The organism is Streptomyces yamdrokensis, from assembly GCF_053890455.1.
Window position 1 is genome coordinate 1,427,646 of record NZ_CM132679.1, and the last position, 17,444, is coordinate 1,445,089.

General features: G+C 69.7%; 19 protein-coding genes. 2 read left to right on the plus strand and 17 right to left on the minus strand.

Features of this window, described 5'->3' with window-relative positions; genetic code table 11:
* Positions 1 to 14 precede the first annotated feature (14 nt).
* From tatC to ACWZEH_RS05750, 10 genes are all read right to left on the minus strand, one after another.
* Positions 15 to 965 (minus strand): twin-arginine translocase subunit TatC, encoded by a 951-nt coding sequence (tatC, locus tag ACWZEH_RS05705; protein ID WP_456196174.1) that lies wholly within the window; start codon positions 963 to 965, stop codon positions 15 to 17.
* 48 nt (positions 966 to 1,013) lie between these two features.
* Positions 1,014 to 1,301, minus strand: a complete 288-nt coding sequence (gene tatA / locus ACWZEH_RS05710; RefSeq protein ID WP_456196176.1) for a Sec-independent protein translocase subunit TatA — start codon at positions 1,299 to 1,301, stop codon at positions 1,014 to 1,016.
* A gap of 241 nt (positions 1,302 to 1,542) precedes the next feature.
* Complete coding sequence (locus tag ACWZEH_RS05715; RefSeq protein WP_456196178.1) at positions 1,543 to 1,737, minus strand: hypothetical protein; 195 nt, start codon at positions 1,735 to 1,737, stop codon at positions 1,543 to 1,545.
* 89 nt (positions 1,738 to 1,826) lie between these two features.
* Positions 1,827 to 2,087: a hypothetical protein gene (locus tag ACWZEH_RS05720; protein ID WP_055627898.1), complete on the minus strand. Its 261-nt coding sequence runs from the start codon at positions 2,085 to 2,087 to the stop codon at positions 1,827 to 1,829.
* A gap of 124 nt (positions 2,088 to 2,211) precedes the next feature.
* Positions 2,212 to 3,207, minus strand: a complete 996-nt coding sequence (locus tag ACWZEH_RS05725) for a helix-turn-helix transcriptional regulator (protein WP_456196180.1) — start codon at positions 3,205 to 3,207, stop codon at positions 2,212 to 2,214.
* 18 nt (positions 3,208 to 3,225) lie between these two features.
* Positions 3,226 to 4,179, minus strand: a complete 954-nt coding sequence (locus ACWZEH_RS05730; protein WP_456196182.1) for a helix-turn-helix transcriptional regulator — start codon at positions 4,177 to 4,179, stop codon at positions 3,226 to 3,228.
* A 170-nt stretch (positions 4,180 to 4,349) separates the two neighbouring features.
* Entirely contained in the window at positions 4,350 to 4,721 is a 372-nt protein-coding gene (locus ACWZEH_RS05735; RefSeq protein ID WP_257849908.1) for an FKBP-type peptidyl-prolyl cis-trans isomerase, read from the minus strand.
* A gap of 60 nt (positions 4,722 to 4,781) precedes the next feature.
* Complete coding sequence (locus ACWZEH_RS05740; protein ID WP_456196184.1) at positions 4,782 to 5,783, minus strand: FKBP-type peptidyl-prolyl cis-trans isomerase; 1,002 nt, start codon at positions 5,781 to 5,783, stop codon at positions 4,782 to 4,784.
* Positions 5,784 to 5,918: 135 nt separating this feature from the next.
* Complete coding sequence (pafA, locus tag ACWZEH_RS05745) at positions 5,919 to 7,280, minus strand: Pup--protein ligase (protein WP_456196186.1); 1,362 nt, start codon at positions 7,278 to 7,280, stop codon at positions 5,919 to 5,921.
* Positions 7,281 to 7,289: 9 nt separating this feature from the next.
* On the minus strand, positions 7,290 to 8,549 hold the full coding sequence (locus ACWZEH_RS05750; RefSeq protein WP_456196188.1) for an MFS transporter: 1,260 nt from the start codon (positions 8,547 to 8,549) through the stop codon (positions 7,290 to 7,292).
* 130 nt (positions 8,550 to 8,679) lie between these two features.
* Between ACWZEH_RS05750 and ACWZEH_RS05755 the strand changes: the two genes are divergently transcribed.
* The gene (locus ACWZEH_RS05755) at positions 8,680 to 9,696 is read left to right on the plus strand and encodes a LacI family DNA-binding transcriptional regulator (protein WP_456196190.1); all 1,017 of its coding nucleotides are present in this window, start codon (positions 8,680 to 8,682) and stop codon (positions 9,694 to 9,696) included.
* A 241-nt stretch (positions 9,697 to 9,937) separates the two neighbouring features.
* Here ACWZEH_RS05755 and prcA read toward each other — a convergent pair whose 3' ends face one another.
* From prcA to arc, 6 genes are all read right to left on the minus strand, one after another.
* Entirely contained in the window at positions 9,938 to 10,717 is a 780-nt protein-coding gene (gene prcA, locus ACWZEH_RS05760) for a proteasome subunit alpha (protein WP_456196191.1), read from the minus strand.
* A gap of 61 nt (positions 10,718 to 10,778) precedes the next feature.
* Positions 10,779 to 11,624, minus strand: a complete 846-nt coding sequence (prcB, locus tag ACWZEH_RS05765) for a proteasome subunit beta (protein WP_456196192.1) — start codon at positions 11,622 to 11,624, stop codon at positions 10,779 to 10,781.
* Complete coding sequence (locus ACWZEH_RS05770) at positions 11,576 to 12,019, minus strand: endonuclease VII domain-containing protein (protein WP_456196194.1); 444 nt, start codon at positions 12,017 to 12,019, stop codon at positions 11,576 to 11,578. Before ACWZEH_RS05770 ends, prcB begins: the two co-directional genes overlap by 49 nt.
* 209 nt (positions 12,020 to 12,228) lie before the next feature.
* Positions 12,229 to 12,444: a ubiquitin-like protein Pup gene (locus ACWZEH_RS05775; protein WP_042168504.1), complete on the minus strand. Its 216-nt coding sequence runs from the start codon at positions 12,442 to 12,444 to the stop codon at positions 12,229 to 12,231.
* 155 nt (positions 12,445 to 12,599) lie between these two features.
* A complete protein-coding gene (gene dop, locus ACWZEH_RS05780) occupies positions 12,600 to 14,111 on the minus strand; it encodes a depupylase/deamidase Dop (protein WP_456196196.1) in 1,512 nt (503 codons plus the stop codon).
* Between the two features lie 235 nt (positions 14,112 to 14,346).
* Positions 14,347 to 16,113 carry a proteasome ATPase gene (arc, locus tag ACWZEH_RS05785; protein WP_456196198.1) on the minus strand — a complete coding sequence of 589 codons (1,767 nt, stop codon included), beginning with the start codon at positions 16,111 to 16,113 and terminating at the stop codon, positions 14,347 to 14,349.
* 261 nt (positions 16,114 to 16,374) lie between these two features.
* Here arc and ACWZEH_RS05790 point away from each other — a divergent pair, with 261 nt between their 5' ends.
* Positions 16,375 to 16,680: a ferredoxin gene (locus tag ACWZEH_RS05790; protein ID WP_456196200.1), complete on the plus strand. Its 306-nt coding sequence runs from the start codon at positions 16,375 to 16,377 to the stop codon at positions 16,678 to 16,680.
* Between the two features lie 114 nt (positions 16,681 to 16,794).
* On the opposite strand, the gene ACWZEH_RS05795 is transcribed toward ACWZEH_RS05790, so the two are convergent.
* Positions 16,795 to 17,373 carry a hypothetical protein gene (locus ACWZEH_RS05795; RefSeq protein WP_456196202.1) on the minus strand — a complete coding sequence of 193 codons (579 nt, stop codon included), beginning with the start codon at positions 17,371 to 17,373 and terminating at the stop codon, positions 16,795 to 16,797.
* Positions 17,374 to 17,444 lie beyond the last annotated feature (71 nt).

Here is a 17,444-nt window from a genome sequence, read left to right on the forward strand (position 1 = left end):
CCCTCGCCCGGTCTTCAGGTCACGTCGTCATAACCGTTGACCCGGTCCGTGCTCGCCTGCTCGGGCAGGGCGCGCCTGGCCGGCACGGGTTCGGCCTCGCCGATGTCCTCGGGTGTGAGGTCCAGGTCGGAGGCCTCGTCGTCGGCGGGGCCCATGGCCTCCAGACGGCGCCTGCGGCGGTCGTTGAACAGGGAGACGCCGACAGCCAGGAAGTACAGGATCCAGATCGGTCCGGCGAGGGCCATCATGGTCAGCGGGTCGGTGCTCGGCGTGGCCAGGGCCGCGAACAGCGTGATGCCCATGATCATGCCGCGCCACCAGCCGAGCATGCGCTTGCCCGTCAGCGCCCCGGTGAAGTTGAGCATGATCAGCAGCAGCGGCAGCTCGAAGGAGAGCCCGAAGACGATCACCATGCGCGTGACGAGGTCGAGCAGGTCGTCCAGCGGCAGGAGGTTGTCGACATTGAACGGCGTGAACTCGATGAGCACCTCCGCCGTCGTCGGCAGCACCCGGTAGGCGAAGTAGCCGCCTGCGAGGAAGAGCGGGAAGCCCGTGGCGACGAACGCGTAGGCGTACTTCTTCTCGTGCTTGTGCAGGCCGGGGGCGATGAACGACCACAGCTGGTACAGCCAGACCGGCGAGGCCAGGACGACACCGGCCATCAGGGAGACCTTCAGCGCCAGGGTGAACGGCGTGAGCAGACCGTTGATGGTGATCTGCGCGCAGGGCTGCTCACCGCGTGTCGAGGTGGCGAGTTCCTCGAAGGACTTCGCGCAGCCGACCGACTTGAGCACCGGGTCGGTGAAGAAGTTGATGATCTCGTTGTAGAAGAAGGCCGCGCCGATCGTCACCAGGACGATGGCCAGCAGCGCCTTCGCGAGCCGGTTGCGGAGCTCACGAAGGTGCTCCGCGAGGGGCATCCGCCCATCGGGATCCCTCTCCTGCTTGCGGGCAGACTTGAGCAACCCACGTTCCCATCTCGTGCGGCGGACCGGACGGCGTCCGGCCCTGCGTCAGCGCTTGGTCGTGTCCGTCGGCTCCGTGACCGGGCGGGAGCTGGTCACGTCACCGGGGGCGGCCTGGATGGTGCGCTGCGCCGCGGAGTCGTCGCCGGGGGCCGGCGGGTCGGCGGGGGCGGAGGACTTGTCCTTGTCCTCCTTCATCGCCTTGGCCTCGCTCTTGAGGATGCGGGCGGACTTGCCGAGCGACCGCGCCATGTCCGGAAGCTTCTTCGCGCCGAACAGCAGGATGATGACGACGAGGATGAGAATGATCTCGGGAGCTCCGAGCCTTCCGAACATTTCTTTACCTTCTCACCGAGGCTGCTGGGGGGTGGGGCGCTGCCCCGTCCGACCGTTCGGACACGCGTCCGATGACCGTGCTGTCAGCGATCGTAACGCTCAGGGGTGAACGTAGGGCAATCCCCGTGCGTACTCCCGTCCGCGGTCCGGGCCTCGTTCTCCGGGCCGCGGTCAGCAGCGTACCCGCCCGGGTCGGCAACACGACAGGGCGTGCGGACCCGGACAGCCGTCCCGGGGCGGGTCAGAGCGCCTGTGCGGAACGGGCCGCGCCGGCCGACGCCCGCTCCAGGTCCTCGGCGGCCCGGCCGATACGACTCGCCGAGTCCGCGACCTGTCTGCCGAGCCGCTCCGCCTCGACGAAGACCCGTACGGCGAACACCCCGAGCACCACAAGCCCCAGGAACCCCACAGCAACCGCGAACATCGCCCAGAACATGGGGTGAGCCTAGACGGTCCCCGCCCGCGCGAAACGCCCGGCGCCCGGGAAGGGAGCCGCGGGCCACCGGGACACGGGCCGAGCGGCCTCTATGCCGTCGAGTGCAGCCGTAGGGTGCTGACCCCGCCACCGGTGAGGAGTTCGACGACCCGCTCCCCCGCCGGCTTACGGACCGCCGTCTCGCACGCGGGGCAGGTGAACGAGTAGAAGGTGGTGCGTCTGCTGGCCCCTATGACCAGGCGCAGCGCGCTCGCGCCCAGCTCGAAACGCCCTCTGCAGTCCGGGCAGCCCGCCCGGAACACGACCGGCGCCACGCTCCTCATCCCGGAGAACGCGGACGCCACCGTCATGCCCCGTACTCCAGGGGTCGGTGCTCCAGGGGTCGGTGCTCCAGGGGTCGCCGACTTGCTCACAGCCCTCGCTCCTGCCTGTCGTCCTGCCCGCCCCGGACCGCGCACACCGTGTGCGGCCCGCTCATCCGGCCGCCCCGGCGCCGTCGTACGCCGACAGCGCCTCGCGGGCCGCCCGCCGGGCGCTGTCCGCGAGGTCTTCCGGTGTGACGATCCGGCCGTCCCCCCCGAGCCGCAGCGCCAGCCGCTTGAGCGACGCCGGGTCGGGTGTCCGCAAGGTGATACGCAGCCCGCCGTCCGGCAGCTCATCCGCGCTGTCGTGCGGGTAGTACTCGGCGACCCAGCGGCCGCCCGGTCCGACCTCGACCACGACCTCCGGATCCTCCGCCGCCGGCTGCATCAGCCCTTCCGACAGGTCCCGCAGTTCGACCTCGGGCGGCGCGGACGGCTCGTCGAGGATCCTGATCTCGGCGACCCGGTCGAGCCGGAACGTGCGGCGCGCCTCGGAGCGGCGGCACCACGCCTCCACATAGGTGTGCCCGACGCTGACCAGGCGGATGGGATCGATCTCGCGCTCGCTGAGCTCGTCGCGGGCGGGCGAGTAGTAGCGGATCCACAGTCTGCGTCGCTCGGCGATGGCCCGGTCGACGTCCGCGAAGACACCGCCCTCGGACTCGAAGGTCACCGACAGCCGGGCGCTGGCGCCCGCCGCCTCTCCGGCCGCGGCCTCCACCTTGGCGGTGGCCCGCAGCAGCGCCTGCCGGTCGCTCTCGCGCAGTCCGGGCAGGGTGGTCACGGCACGCGCGGCGACCAGCAGCGCGGTGGCCTCGTCCGCGGCGAGGCGGAGCGGCTCCGCGGCCTCCGCCCCGAGCGCGGCCGGGTTGTGCCACCAGATGCGCTCCCCGTCGGTGTCGATGTCCAGCAGGTCGCCGCCGCGGAAACTGGTGCCGCACATGGGCAGCACGTCGAGGTCCGAGACCAGCTCGTCCTCGGTGATGCCGAAGGCGCGCGCCACGTCCTCGATCCGGGCCCCGGGACGCTCCCTCAGGTAGGTGACCAGGGAGAGCATCCGCCGGGTCTGGTCGATGGCGTTCACTGGCCTGACCGGTTTGCCTGCCACGTTCTTGTCCCGTCCCCCTCAGCCCTTGGCCACGGCGCGCAGCCGGTCCACCACGTCGGCCCGCAGCTCGGCGGGCTCCAGGACCACCACGTCCGCCCCGAACTCCACCAGCCAGGCGTCCAGGCCGTGCCCGTACGGAATCTCCAACTCTTCCCAGCCCCCGCCGAGTTCCCGCACCGACGTGGCCTTCGCCCGAAGGGGGTACCCCGCGTCGGTGCGCAGCCGGATCCGCGCGGAGCGCTCCGCGCGCTCCCCCGCCCAGCTCGCCACCGTCTCGCGCACGGTGACGACGTCCGGCACCGGGGCGGTGTAAGGGGTGCCGCGCGAGCGCACCCTGCCGGTGATCCGGGACAGCCGGAAGACCCGCTCGGCGCCCCGGTCGCGGTCCCAGCCCGCCAGGTACCAGTGGCCGCGCCAGCACTCCAGCGCCCACGGCTCGACATGGCGCGGTTCGGGCTGCGCGGCATTGGCCTTGCGGTAGTCGAAGACGACGGAACGACGGTCGCGGCAGGCCAGCATCAGCGGTTCGAAGGCGGCCTCGTGCACCGGGATGCGCGGCTCGAGCGCGCTGTGGGCCCCGTACGGGTCGACGTCCTCGGGCAGTCCCGCCGCGCGCAGCTTCTGCAGAGCGCCGCTGGCCGCTCCGGCCAGTCTGGCCTGCTGCCACACCTTGGCCGCCAGGCCCAGGGCGGCGGCCTCCTCGGCGTCCAGGGTGATGGGCGGCAGACGGTTGCTGTCCCGCCGGGCCAGATAGCCGACCTCTCCGTCGAGGTTCTCCACCGTTTCGATGACGAGCCCGAGTTCGCGCAGATCGTCCTTGTCGCGCTCGAACATCCGGTTGAACGCATCGTCCGAGGCCGCCTCGAGGTAGGCCTCGACGGACTCGCGCAGCTCACGCTTGCTCAGTGGCCGCCGCGTGCCCAGCAGGCACAGCGCCAGGTTCATCAGCCGCTCGGCCTTGGCAATGGCCATCGACGCCCTTCGCCTCCTCATGCTGCTCAGTCCGATGACCGTACCGCTCCGTGGTGGCGCGGCAAAAGCCGAGGGTCCATGCCCGGACAGGCATGGACCCAGGTGATCGAGTCCGGTCACAACCGCGACGTGACGTCGCGCGGGCGACCGATCGGTGATCGGGCGAGTGATCAGACCCCGAGCAGGTCGACCACGAAGATCAGCGTCTCGCCGGGCTTGATCGCCGGAGTCGGGCTCTGGTCGCCGTAGGCCAGGTGCGCGGGGATGGTCAGCTGGCGACGGCCGCCGACCTTCATGCCCTGCACGCCCTGGTCCCAGCCCTGGATGACCCGGCCGCCGCCCAGCGGGAAGCGGAACGGAGCACCGCGGTTCCAGCTGGCGTCGAACTCCTCACCCGTGCTGAAGGAGACACCGACGTAGTGGACGGTGACGGTCTGACCCGCCTGCGCCACCTCTCCGTCGCCCTCCCAGATGTCCTTGATCTCGAGGTCCGCCGGGGGCTCGCCGCCCGGGAAGTCGATCTCGGGCTTGTCGATGCTCACGTCTAACGCTCCTGCTTGTCTACGGAAAGGCGAACACACACAGTCTTACATCACACGCGGTCACAACTTCGCGAGGATGTCGACCGAGAAGACCAGCGTGGAGTCCTTCTTGATGTCACTGCCCTGCGGCGGCGTGTCGCCGTACCCCAGCTCCGGCGGGATGACGATGAGGACCCGGCTGCCGACCTTCTTGCCGGTCAGCCCCTGCGCCCATCCCTTGACGACCTGCTGGAGCGAGAACGAGGTCAACTGCCCCCGCTCGTACGTCGAGTCGAACTCCTTGCCGCCGTCCCACAGGACGCCCCTGTACTGCACGAGCACACTGTTGTCGGCACCGACCTCTTCGCCGTCGCCCTCGAGGACGTAGCTCGACACCAGCTTCGTCGGGGCCTTCGTGTCGGGCACCTCGATGGAGGGCGCCTCCCCGTCCGTGTTCGTGCCGACCTTCGGCAGGTCGACGTTGTCCTGGGCGACCTCGCCGCCCTCGGCGGAACTCTTCGCGTTGAACGTGTCCTGCACGTCCACCACGAACACCAGCGTGTCGGTGCCCTTGATGCCCGCCTGCTCATTGCCCTGCGCGCCGTAGCCCCAGGTGGGCGGAACCGCCATCTGGACCCGGCTGCCGGCCTTCTTCCCCGTCAGCCCGTACCGCCAGCCGTCGATGATGCTGCCCTGCGCCAGCTGGATCGCCAGCGGGGCCTTGCGGTCGTAGGAGTTGTCGAACACCTTCGCGGTGCTCCACACCTGGCCCAGGTAGTGGGCCACCACGAAGTCGTTCTCGGCGACGGTCCTGCCCCCGCCCGCGATGACGGTCTTCACCGCGAGGTCCTTGGACGGGTCACCGCTGCCCTTGGCCATGGTGGGCTTCTCACCGAACTCCACACCCCCGGTGATCGCCGGCAGCGGACCGTCGACGATCTTCGGCGGGGGTGCGGCCGACGCGTCGGTCGCGGACGGCGAGGCGCTCTCGCTGGCCTTGCTCGAATCGGACCCGTCGCCGCCGCACGCGGCGAGAGTGGCCAGTCCAGCGGGTACGGCAATGAGGAGTGAGCGTCGGCGCACGGTGGGGGCCTCGTAATCATCGATCTTGTCGGTGGCGTCCGCGCAACTCTACGGCGTGAGAAGGGCGCCGCACTGAGTAACGTACGGCGCCCGTGTGGCGTTCCGCTGTTCGGGAGAACCGCGGAACGACCCGTCTCACATGCCGGCGATCAGCTTCTCCACCCGCTCGTCCACCGCACGGAACGGGTCCTTGCACAGCACCGTCCGCTGCGCCTGGTCGTTGAGCTTGAGGTGCACCCAGTCGACGGTGAAGTCCCGCCGCTGCTCCTGCGCCCGGCGGATGAAGTCACCCCGCAGCCGCGCCCGGGTGGTCTGCGGCGGAACGGACTTGCCCTCGAAGATCTTCATGTCGTTGCAGATCCGGGCGGCCTGCCCCTTCTTCTCGAGCAGGTAGTACAGACCACGACGGCGGTGGATGTCGTGGTAGGCGAGGTCTATCTGCGCGACCCGCGGATGCGACATGGTCATGTTGTGCTTGGCCCGGTACCGCTCGAGCAGCTTGTACTTCATCACCCAGTCGATCTCGGTGCCGATACGGTCGAGGTCCTCGGCCTCGATCGCGTCCAGGGTGCGGCCCCACAGTTCGAGCACCTGCGCGACCGTGCCGGTGCGGGTGCCGCGGCGCTCGCAGAAGTCCAGCGCTTTCTCGTAGTACTCCCGCTGCACCTCGAGGGCGGAGGCCTCACGGCCGCTCGCCAGGCGGACCTTGCGGCGGCCCGTGATGTCGTGGCTCACCTCACGGATCGCCCGGATCGGGTTCTCCAGCGTGAGGTCGCGCATCACCGTGCCCGCCTCGATCATGCGCAGCACCAGATCGGTGGCACCGACCTTGAGCAGCATGGTCGTCTCGGACATGTTCGAGTCGCCGACGATGACATGGAGCCGGCGGTACCGCTCGGCGTCCGCGTGCGGCTCGTCACGCGTGTTGATGATCGGCCGGGACCGGGTCGTCGCCGACGAGACGCCCTCCCAGATGTGCTCGGCCCGCTGGCTGACGCAGTACACCGCGCCACGCGGCGTCTGCAGCACCTTCCCGGCGCCGCACAGCAACTGGCGGGTCACCAGGAACGGGATGAGGATGTCCGCGAGCCGGGAGAACTCCCCGTGCCGGGCCACCAGATAGTTCTCATGACACCCGTACGAGTTACCCGCCGAGTCGGTGTTGTTCTTGAACAGGTAGACGTCGCCCGCGATTCCCTCCTCGTGCAGGCGTCGTTCGGCGTCCACCAGGAGTCCTTCGAGAATGCGCTCCCCGGCCTTGTCGTGGGTGACCAGCTCGGTCACGTTGTCGCATTCGGGTGTGGCGTATTCCGGATGCGAACCCACGTCGAGATAGAGGCGGGCACCATTGCGCAGAAAGACATTGCTGCTGCGGCCCCATGACACGACACGGCGGAAGAGGTACCGCGCCACCTCGTCAGGAGACAGGCGGCGCTGTCCCCTGAACGTGCACGTGACGCCGTACTCGTTCTCCAGCCCGAAAATGCGGCGGTCCATGACTGAACATTACGCCCGATCCCCTGAACCCAAACGGGGTTCGACGGCACGGTTCGGATCATTTTCCGAACCGGCCGCGACCGGGGCCCCGTCCGCGGGAACCGCCAGTACCCTTCCGGTCGACATCAAAACCAGCAGAGCCGCGCCACCCGCGGCAGCCGGGATCGCGAACCCCCCCTGCGCACCGCCCGCCTCGACCACCGGCCCGGCCAGGCCCGTTCCCACCGACGCGCCCACCGTGAACGTCGTCACCAGCCACGAGAACGCCTCCGTGACCGTGCCCGCCGGCGCGTGCCGGTCGATCAGCACGAACGCACACGCGATCGCCGGTGCCAGGAAGAGACCGGCGACCACCGCGAGCAGGGTCATCGCCACCGGACCCGGCATCAGCGTGAGCGGCAGGTAACACACCGCCAGGAACGCCACCAGCACCTGCAGTCGCCGCGCCGGCTCCCCCGCCCACTGGCGCGCCCCGTAGGCCGTGCCGCCGACGAGCGCGCCGAACCCCATGCCCGCCATCAGCCAGCCGTACACGTGGTCACCGCCGTTCTCGTCCCCGTAGGGCACCGCGGCCACGGTGATGGACCCCATCGCGATGCCGACGAACAGGAAGGCGCCCAGCAGAGCCAGCAGCCCCGGCGAGCGCAGCGCGCCCAGCCAGTGCGCCGCACGCGGCGCCGACCGCCACGCGCGCGAGGGCTTCGACACCACCACGGACAGGGCGCCCAGCACCCCCAGCCCGTTCAGCACCAGCAGGGCGGCCTGCGGCGACCACAGCGACGCGCACACCGTGACGAGCAGCGGCCCGACGGTGAACATCACCTCCTGGGCCACCGCGTCCATCGCGTACGCCCGGTGCACGTGGTCCTCGCGGTGCAGCACGGAGGACCACAGGGCCCGCAGCCCGCCCTCCAGCGGCGGCGTGAACAGCCCCGCGGCGGCCACCGCCCCGTACGCCACCCCCCTCGGCTCGATCCCCACGAACGCGAAGGCCGCCATCGCCAGCGCCGACAGCACCGCGGCCGGCAACTGCACCAGCGGCTGACCCCGCAGGTCCACCAACCGCCCCAGCACCGGCTGCCCCACCGCGTTGGCCACGCCGTACACCGCGGCCAGGGCGCCGGCCAGACTGTACGAACCGCCCTCCGCGCGGACGAACAGCACGATCGCGATGGCCGCGGTCGCGTTGGGCAGCCGGCCCACCAGCGTGCCCACCAGGAGCCTGGTCGCGTGCCGCACCCGGAGAATCTCCAGATATCCCGTGGCCATGCGGCACCCTCCATTCACCCGTCGGGGCCACTCGGAACCTCGACGTTGTACGTATAACTTCGGTCTTCATACGTACCATGTCCGCTGTTCACCAGTCCAGACGGAGTCCAGTCGAAGGAGCGGTCCCACGGTGGCCAGAGCCCAGACCCGCCCCACGAGCCGGGACGTCGCGCAGGCCGCCGGCGTCTCCCAGGCCGCCGTCTCCCTCGTCATGGGCGACAAATGGCGCGGCCGCGTCTCGGAGACCACCGCACAACGCGTACGCGAGGCGGCGCACACCCTCGGCTACCGCCCGAACCTGGCCGCCCGCAACCTGCGCCTCGGCCGCACCCGCACCGTCCTCCTGGTCGTCCCGGCCCTCACCACCGAGTTCTTCGCCGGCGTCTACACCGGGGCCGCGCGCGTCGCCGCCCAGCACGGCTTCGGCGTCGTCCTCTACCCCTCACCCGAGGGCATCGGCCCCGCCCGCAACCCCTTCGCCTCCGCGCAGGCCGCCCTCGACGGCGTCATCGCGTCCTCCATGGCAGCCGACGCCCTCACCGCCATCCGCGGCGACCAGCTCCCCCTGGTCATGCTCGACAGCGACCCCACGAGCAACCCGGGCGCCGCGACCGTCAACCTCGACATCGCCGACGGCGTCCGCCGGATCACCCGCCATCTCCTGGACCTGGGCCACCGAGACTTCCTCCACCTGGCGGCCGACATCCCCTCCTGGACCTTCGACGTCCGCGCCCGCGAACTGGCCGCCCGCCTGGCCGCCGTCCCCGGCACCACCCTGCGCACCGCCCGCTCGCCCATCTCCATCCAGGGCGCCGTCACCGCCGCCCACACCGCCCTGGCCGCCCCGGGCCGGCCCACCGCCGTCGTCTGCGACGACGACCAGCTCGCGGCCGGCGCCTACAAGGCGGCCCGCCGCCTCGGCCTGCGCGTTCCCGACGACCTCTCCGTCACCGGCCTGGACGACCTGGCCCTGGCCACGGCCCTCGACCCGGAGCTGACCACGGTCCGCCTCGACGCGGAACTCTTCGGCGAACGCGGAATGCAGGCCCTCCTCGCGGTCCTCGACCACCGCACCCCCGAAGCCGGCGACATCCCCGTCCACCTGGTGACCCGGGGCTCGACGGCCCCGCCCGCCACCCGCCCCTGACACACCAGGGCCTGTCCGGCGGAGCAGGGCCGCGGTGACCGGCTGCGTCTTCCCGGCCGGGCCGGCCGGGTCCGGTGCCCGCAGCCGCGGGGCGGAGGTCGAAGTGCGCGCCGGCCCCGCATCTGCGGCACGATCCGCCGGGCAGGCCGGACGGGGGCGCCCGCCCGCACCGCGGCCGCACACCCCCACCGGGCCGCACAGGCCCACCGCCTCACCCGAACGAGCCGGGCATGGGCCGGTTCTACCCCTTGCCCTCCGGGGCGCCCCCGGCCTCGTCCTCCGCCTCCACGTCGGCCTCCGCCTCGGACGCCGTTTCCGCGCCGTCGGCCGCCAGCAGCCGCGCCAACTGCCGGCCGGTGATGCGCTTGAACTTCCGCTGCTGCGGTCGCGTACGGTCCAGCACGGCCACTTCCAGCCGCTCCGCGGGAATCTCCCGCTCGCTGCCGTTCGTGTCCCGCGACAGCGACTGCACCGCCAGCGCCAGCGCCTCGGCCAGCGTCATGCCGTCCCGGTGGCGCTGGTCCAGATAGCCGCTGATCTGCTCCGCGTTGCCCCCCACCGCCACCGAGCCGTGCTCGTCGACGATGGAGCCGTCGTGCGGCAGCCGATAGATCTGGTCGCCCTCCGGGGTCTCACCGACCTCGGCCACCACCAGCTCCACCTCGTACGGCTTCTCCGCCGCACTCGAGAAGATCGTGCCCAGCGTCTGCGCGTACACGTTCGCCAGACCCCGGGCCGTCACGTCGTCCCGGTCGTAGGTGTAACCCCGCAGATCGGCGTAGCGCACACCGCCGATCCGCAGATTCTCGTACTCGTTGTACTTACCGGCGGCCGCGAAGCCGATCCGGTCGTAGATCTCGCTGAACTTGTGCAGCGCACGGGACGGGTTCTCGCCGACGAACACGATGCCGTCGGCATACTGCAGCACGACCAGACTGCGGCCACGCGCGATGCCCTTGCGGGCGTACTCCGCCCGGTCGGCCATCGCCTGCTGGGGTGAGACATAGAACGGCGTCGACACGGGTCAACCGTCCCTTTCTGTCGAAGTCACTGGATGGAGGGCCGTCACCGACGAACCGCGCCTACAGCAGCGCGGCGCGCGGACCGTCGGGCTGCTCCAGCCGCCGCTCCAGCACCGCCCGGGCGACCTCGGACGCCTCGTCCTCGGAGAGCCGGCGGAAGCCGTCCCCGGTGATCACCGTGACAATCGGGTAGATCCGCCGGGCGACATCGGGACCGCCCGTCGCCGAGTCGTCGTCCGCGGCGTCGTAGAGGGCCTGCACCACCAGGGTGGTCGCCTCGGCCTCGTTCAGATCACCCCGGAAGAGCTTCTTCATGGCATTGCGCGCGAAGATCGAACCGGAACCGGTGGCCGCGTACCCCTGCTCCTCCGAACGCCCGCCCGTGACGTCGTAGGAGAAGATCCGCCCCTTCTCCCGGTCCACGTCGTACCCCGCGAACAGCGGGACCACGGCCAGACCCTGCATGGCCATCGCGAGGTTGGAACGGATCATGGTCGACAGCCGGTTCGCCTTGCCCTCCAGGGACAGCTGCGCGCCCTCGACCTTCTCGAAGTGCTCCAGCTCCAGCTGGAACAGCTTCACCATCTCCACGGCGAGCCCCGCCGTGCCGGCGATGCCCACCGCCGAGTACTCGTCCGCGGGGAACACCTTCTCGATGTCCCGCTGCGCGATGACATTGCCCATGGTGGCCCGGCGGTCACCGGCGAGCACCACCCCGCCGGGGAAGCTCACGGCCACGATCGTGGTGCCGTGCGGCGCCTCGATCACACCCTGGAGCGGCGGCAGTTGCCGCTTCCCCGGGAGCATCTCGGGCTGGTGCTCGGAGAGGAAGTCCATGAAGGACGACGAACCAGGCGTCAGGAAGGCAGCTGGTAGACGCCCGGTGCTACGAGTGTTGGCTTCCACGCGATTCCTTCCACGTAAGCAGCAGCCCGCCTTATGGCATCGGGCCGATCCTTGAACTGCCCCAGTGCGGCATTGCAGCTGAAGCACAGTACGCCACGGACCCTACCCGTCTCGTGGCAGTGATCCACATGTGCGGCCGGAACGGACAAACATATGCAGCGGGCGCCTCCTTGCGAGGCGATCGGTTCGTCGCGCTCGGCTTCGGTGGTGCCGTACTGGCGCTTCAGGTGGTCCTGCCGCCCCTGGACCGCCCTGCACGCCTTGCGGCGCGCCGAGGGACCATCGGGCGCGCCCGCGTTGCGATGCCACTCGCCGCGAGGCTTGATCTCGCCGCACGTCCGGCAGAGCTTGTGCCCCGCTGGGACGTCCGCCTTCTCGCGCGCGGCCTTCCCCATGGCCCTCCGGCGGCGCCGGCAGTGCGCGGCGCTGCACTTCGCCACGCACTGCCGGCAGTGCACCCAAAGGCCATCACGTCGATTCCCGTCACGCGCGAACAAGCTGCCGGAAGCTCACGCTTGCGCTTCCTGCACTGCTTCAGGTTCGACTCGCCGGCCACCCTTCCCCCGACACCTTCGGTTCAAAGGAGAAGCGACCGGGCGGACCTTTACTGCCCGCCTTTTTGTACGAAGCTTCGCACGAAATCCTCCGCGTTAGCCTCAAGCACATCATCGATTTCGTCGAGGACGTCGTCCACGTCGTCGCTCAGCTTCTCCTGGCGTTCCTTGAGGTCTTCGGATGCCTGTGCCTCGGGCGCCTCCTCGACCTCCTCCGTGGAACGCGTCGCCTTCTGCTGTCCGCCGCCGGTGTCCTTGGTCGCCATAACCCTCACCCCGCTCGGTTCGACGTTCTTGATCAGACCCTACAAGCAGGATCCGACATGGGCCCCGCAGTTTCTCCAACGTACGGCGACCACTTCGATGATTCCCTTTCGCCGGGCTTTCCACCCTGTCCGGCGGCCCGGTCGTGTGGGCCGGCTCAGTTGCCCGACAGCACCCTGACCAGGTCTTCCGCTGTGCGGCAACGGTCCAGGAGTTCCTTGACATGATTACGCGTTCCGCGAAGCGGTTCCAGGGTTGGGACCCGCTGGAGCGAGTCCCGGCCCGGCAGGTCGAAGATCACCGAGTCCCAGGAGGCCGCCGCGACGTCGTCCGCGTACTGCTCCAGGCAGCGTCCGCGGAAGTAGGCGCGGGTGTCCTCCGGCGGCTTCGTCCGGGCCCGCTCGACCTCGGTCTCGTCCAGCAGCCGCTTCATGCGGCCGCGGGCGACGAGGCGGTTGTAGAGCCCCTTGTCGGGGCGTACGTCTGCGTACTGGAGGTCGACGAGGTGCAGCCGGGCTGCGTCCCAGTCCAGGCCGTCCCTGCGCCGGTAGCCCTCCATGACTTCCCGCTTGGCGACCCAGTCCAGCTCGCCGGCCAGGCTCATCGGGTCGTTCTCCAGGCGGTTGAGAGTGTCCTCCCAGCGGGTCAGGACGTCCTTGGTCTGGTCGTCGGCGTCGGCTCCGTACCGTTCCTCGACGTACTTGCGGGCGAGTTCGTAGTACTCCATCTGGAGCTGGACGGCGGTGAGTGTGCGGCCGCTGCGGAGCGTGACCAGCCGCTTGAGGGTGGGGTCGTGGGAGACCTGGTGCAGCGTCCGTACGGGCTGGTCGACCGCGAGGTCCACGGCGATGAAGCCGTCCTCGATCATCGACAGGACGAGCGCGGTGGTGCCGAGCTTCAGGTAGGTCGAGATCTCGGACAGGTTTGCGTCGCCGATGATCACATGGAGCCGGCGGTGCTTCTCGGCGTCGGCGTGCGGTTCGTCGCGGGTGTTGATGATGGGCCGCTTCAGCGTGGTCTCGAGGCCGACCTCGACCTCGAAGTAGTCCGCGCGCTGACTGAGCTGGAAGCCGTGTTCGTGGCCGTCCTGGCCGATGCCGACGCGTCCTGCGCCGGTGAAGACCTGGCGCGAGACGAAGAACGGGGTGAGGTGGCGGACGATGTCCGAGAAGGGCGTCTCCCGCTTCATCAGGTAGTTCTCGTGGGTGCCGTAGGAGGCGCCCTTGTTGTCGGTGTTGTTCTTGTACAGGTGGATGGGCTGCGCGCCCGGCAGCGCGGCGGCCCGTTCGGCGGCCTCGGCCATGATCCGCTCGCCGGCCTTGTCCCAGAGGACGGCGTCGCGGGGGTTGGTGACCTCGGGGGCGCTGTATTCGGGGTGTGCGTGGTCGACGTAGAGCCGTGCGCCGTTGGTGAGGATGACGTTGGCGAGGCCGATGTCCTCGTCGGTGAGCTGGCTGGAGTCGGCGGCCTCGCGGGCGAGGTCGAAGCCTCGCGCGTCCCGCAGCGGGTTCTCCTCCTCGAAGTCCCAGCGGGCTCGGCGGGCCCGGTGCATCGCCGCCGCGTAGGCGTTCACGATCTGGGACGAGGTGAGCATGGCATTGGCGTTGGGGTGGCCGGGGACGGAGATCCCGTACTCCGTCTCGATGCCCATTACTCGCCGTACGGTCATGCGGCCCTCCTTGCTCGGCGGCGTCCCCGGTCGGGGGCGCTGCTGAAGTACCGCTGGCGCTCCGGTGCGTGTGCGGTGCCCGTCCCCGCACTGTGCGACTCGGCGGTACCGAAGAGCCTAGAACGCCTTTGCGCTGGTGGGGAGATCATTTGCGTCATTGCTGTGTTCCGGTGGTGGCTGCAGAAAACAGTCGGCTGCGGGTACCCGCCGAGGGCACCCGCAGCCGCCCTGCTTTTTACAGGTACTGACCGGTGTTTGCCACCGTGTCGATGGAGCGTCCGGTGTCCGAGCCCTGCTTTCCGGTGATGAGGGTGCGGATGTATACGATCCGCTCGCCCTTCTTGCCGGAGATCCGGGCCCAGTCGTCGGGGTTGGTGGTGTTGGGAAGGTCCTCGTTCTCCTTGAACTCGTCCACGCAGGCCTGGAGCAGGTGGGAGACGCGGAGGCCCTTCTGGCTCTTCTCGAGGAAGTCCTTGATCGCCATCTTCTTGGCGCGGCCGACGATGTTCTCGATCATGGCGCCGGAGTTGAAGTCCTTGAAGTAGAGGACTTCCTTGTCCCCGTTGGCGTAGGTGACTTCCAGGAAGCGGTTCTCCTCGGTTTCGGCGTACATGTGTTCCACGGCGGTCTGGATCATGCTCTGGACCGTGACGTCCCGGTCGCTGCCGTGCTCGGCGAGGTCGTCGCCGTGCAGCGGGAGGCGCTGGGTGAGGTACTTGCCGAAGATGTCCTTGGCCGCCTCGGCGTCCGGACGTTCGATCTTGATCTTCACGTCGAGCCGGCCGGGCCGCAGGATGGCGGGGTCGATCATGTCCTCACGGTTGGAGGCACCGATCACGACCACGTTCTGCAGGCCCTCCACGCCGTCGATCTCGGCGAGGAGCTGCGGGACGATCGTGTTCTCCACATCGGAGCTGACGCCGGAGCCGCGGGTGCGGAAGAGGGATTCCATCTCGTCGAAGAAGACGATGACGGGGGTGCCCTCGCTGGCCTTCTCGCGGGCCCGCTGGAAGACGAGGCGGATCTGCCGCTCGGTCTCGCCGACGTACTTGTTGAGGAGCTCGGGACCCTTGATGTTGAGGAAGAAACTCTTGCCGGCGGCCACTCCGGTCACTTCGGCGACCTTCTTGGCCAGCGAGTTGGCCACGGCCTTGGCGATGAGCGTCTTGCCGCATCCCGGGGGCCCGTAGAGCAGGACACCCTTGGGCGGACGCAGTTCGTGCTCCTTGAACAGGTCCGGGTAGAGGTAGGGCAGCTCGACGGCGTCGCGGATGGCTTCGATCTGGTTGCCGAGGCCGCCGATCTGCTCGTAGCCGATGTCGGGTACTTCCTCGAGGACCAGCTCCTCGACCTCGCTCTTGGGGACGACCTCGTAGACGTACCCGGAGCGGGGTTCGAGCAGGAGCGCGTCGCCGGGGCGGATGGTGATGCCCAGCAGCGGCTCGGCGAGCCGGACCACGCGCTCCTCGTCGGTGTGGCCGAGGACGAGTGCTCGTTCGCCGTCCTCGAGGATCTCCTTGAGGGTGACGATGTCGCCGACGCGCTCGAACTCCATGGCCTCGACCACGTTGAGCGCTTCGTTGAGCATCACTTCCTGGCCACGCCGGAGCCCGTCGAGGTCGACGCCGGGGCTCACGTTCACCCGGAGCTTTCTGCCGCCGGTGAAGATGTCGGCGGTGCCGTCCTCGTTCGCCACGAGGAAGACCCCGAAGCCGGCCGGGGGCTGTGCGAGCCGGTCGACCTCCTCCTTGAGTGCCACGATCTGGTCGCGGGCCTCGCGGAGTGTGCCGGCGAGTCGTTCGTTCTGGGCGGACACGCCGGCCAGGTTGGTCTGCAGCTCGACGATCCGCTCTTCGAGAATCCTCGTGTGTCGCGGAGAGTCGGCGAGCTTGCGGCGCAGGACGGCGATCTCCTGCTCGAGATAGGCAATCTGCCCGGCCGGGTCCTCGGACCCGCGTCCCGGGCGGATGCCGCGGTTCATGTCGTCGTCGTGGGCTGCCACGGTCCTCACCTCCTCCAAGGGGAGCTGGACGCTTCCAGACCCTACCTGGGCGGGTGTCGATTGAAACCCCTAGATCACAAAGACGGTCGGGGTGTGTCCGATCTTCACCCTTGCGCTCTCCCTCACGCCAGGGGAATACCCACCGAGGGTGACGGGAACCCCGGCGAAGGTAGGGTCGATGTGTTCAACACCCGTCGGAGCTGGCCGGATTCCCGTTCGGTCCGACGCGTGGGACCGTGATACGGGGAGACGGCGGGAGAGATGAGCGTGCAGCAGGAGGCCGGAGTCGAGGGCGAGGACCTGGAGGTCTGGATCGACCAGGACCTGTGTACCGGCGACGGCATCTGCGCGCAGTACGCGCCCGAGGTGTTCGAGCTGGACATCGACGGGCTGGCGTATGTGAAGGGTTCGGACGACGAGTTGTTGCAGGCCGCGGGGGCGACGACGCGCGTGCCGCTGCCGGTTCTCACGGATGTGGCCGATTCCGCGAGGGAGTGCCCGGGCGAGTGCATCCATGTGCGTCGGGTGGCGGACGGCGTGGAGGTGTACGGCCCGGACGCCGGGTGACCGGTTCCATACCGTTCGTCGCCCTTGTCCGCTTCCTCTCACGTGCTCCGGAGCGCGTGTGGGCGTGCGCCGGAACGCGTGCTCCGGGTTCCGCGTGGTCTGCCGGCGCCCGGTTCAGACGCTCCGGGCGCCGGAGGGCTCGGACTGGACGAACGCCCCGTCGTCCCAGTGCCACTTCACGCTCCTGCGCACGTCGGGGCAGCAACGGGGTACGTCGGGGGACGAGTAGCCGAGGAGCGCCGCGGTGATGTCGCCGTCGCGCACGGCGAAGTCGTCGACATTGGTGCGGTCCTCGGGGTCGACGAGGGTGGCCACGACGCGGGGCGTGTCGGCTCCGGCGGCCTGGGTCAGCACGTACATGCCGTCGGGCGGGGTGCCCATGGAGGCGTCGCAGTGGACGGCCGCCACCGTCTCGGGGCGGCCGTCACCGTCCAGGTCGCCGGCCGCGTGCTTCTTGACCACCACGTCCACCGGACCGCACTCGAACGGGAACTCGACGGCCGCCGGGTCGGGTGGCGCCATGTGCGCGGGGGCGCTCTTCGTCTCCGGGGCGGGCGTCTGGGCCGCCGTCGCGGCTCTGGGCTGCATCAGGGAGGAGAGCGCCACCACGCCTGCGACGGCCGTGGCGGTGGCGACCCAGTGGATCGGGCGGGTGTGCGTGTGCGCGAGCTCCGGAACGGCGGATGACTGCACGAGGAGTGTCTCCTGTGAGAGCTGTGCCGGTGGGGTGGCCAGCATCGTGCCACACGTCACAGTGCGGGGGA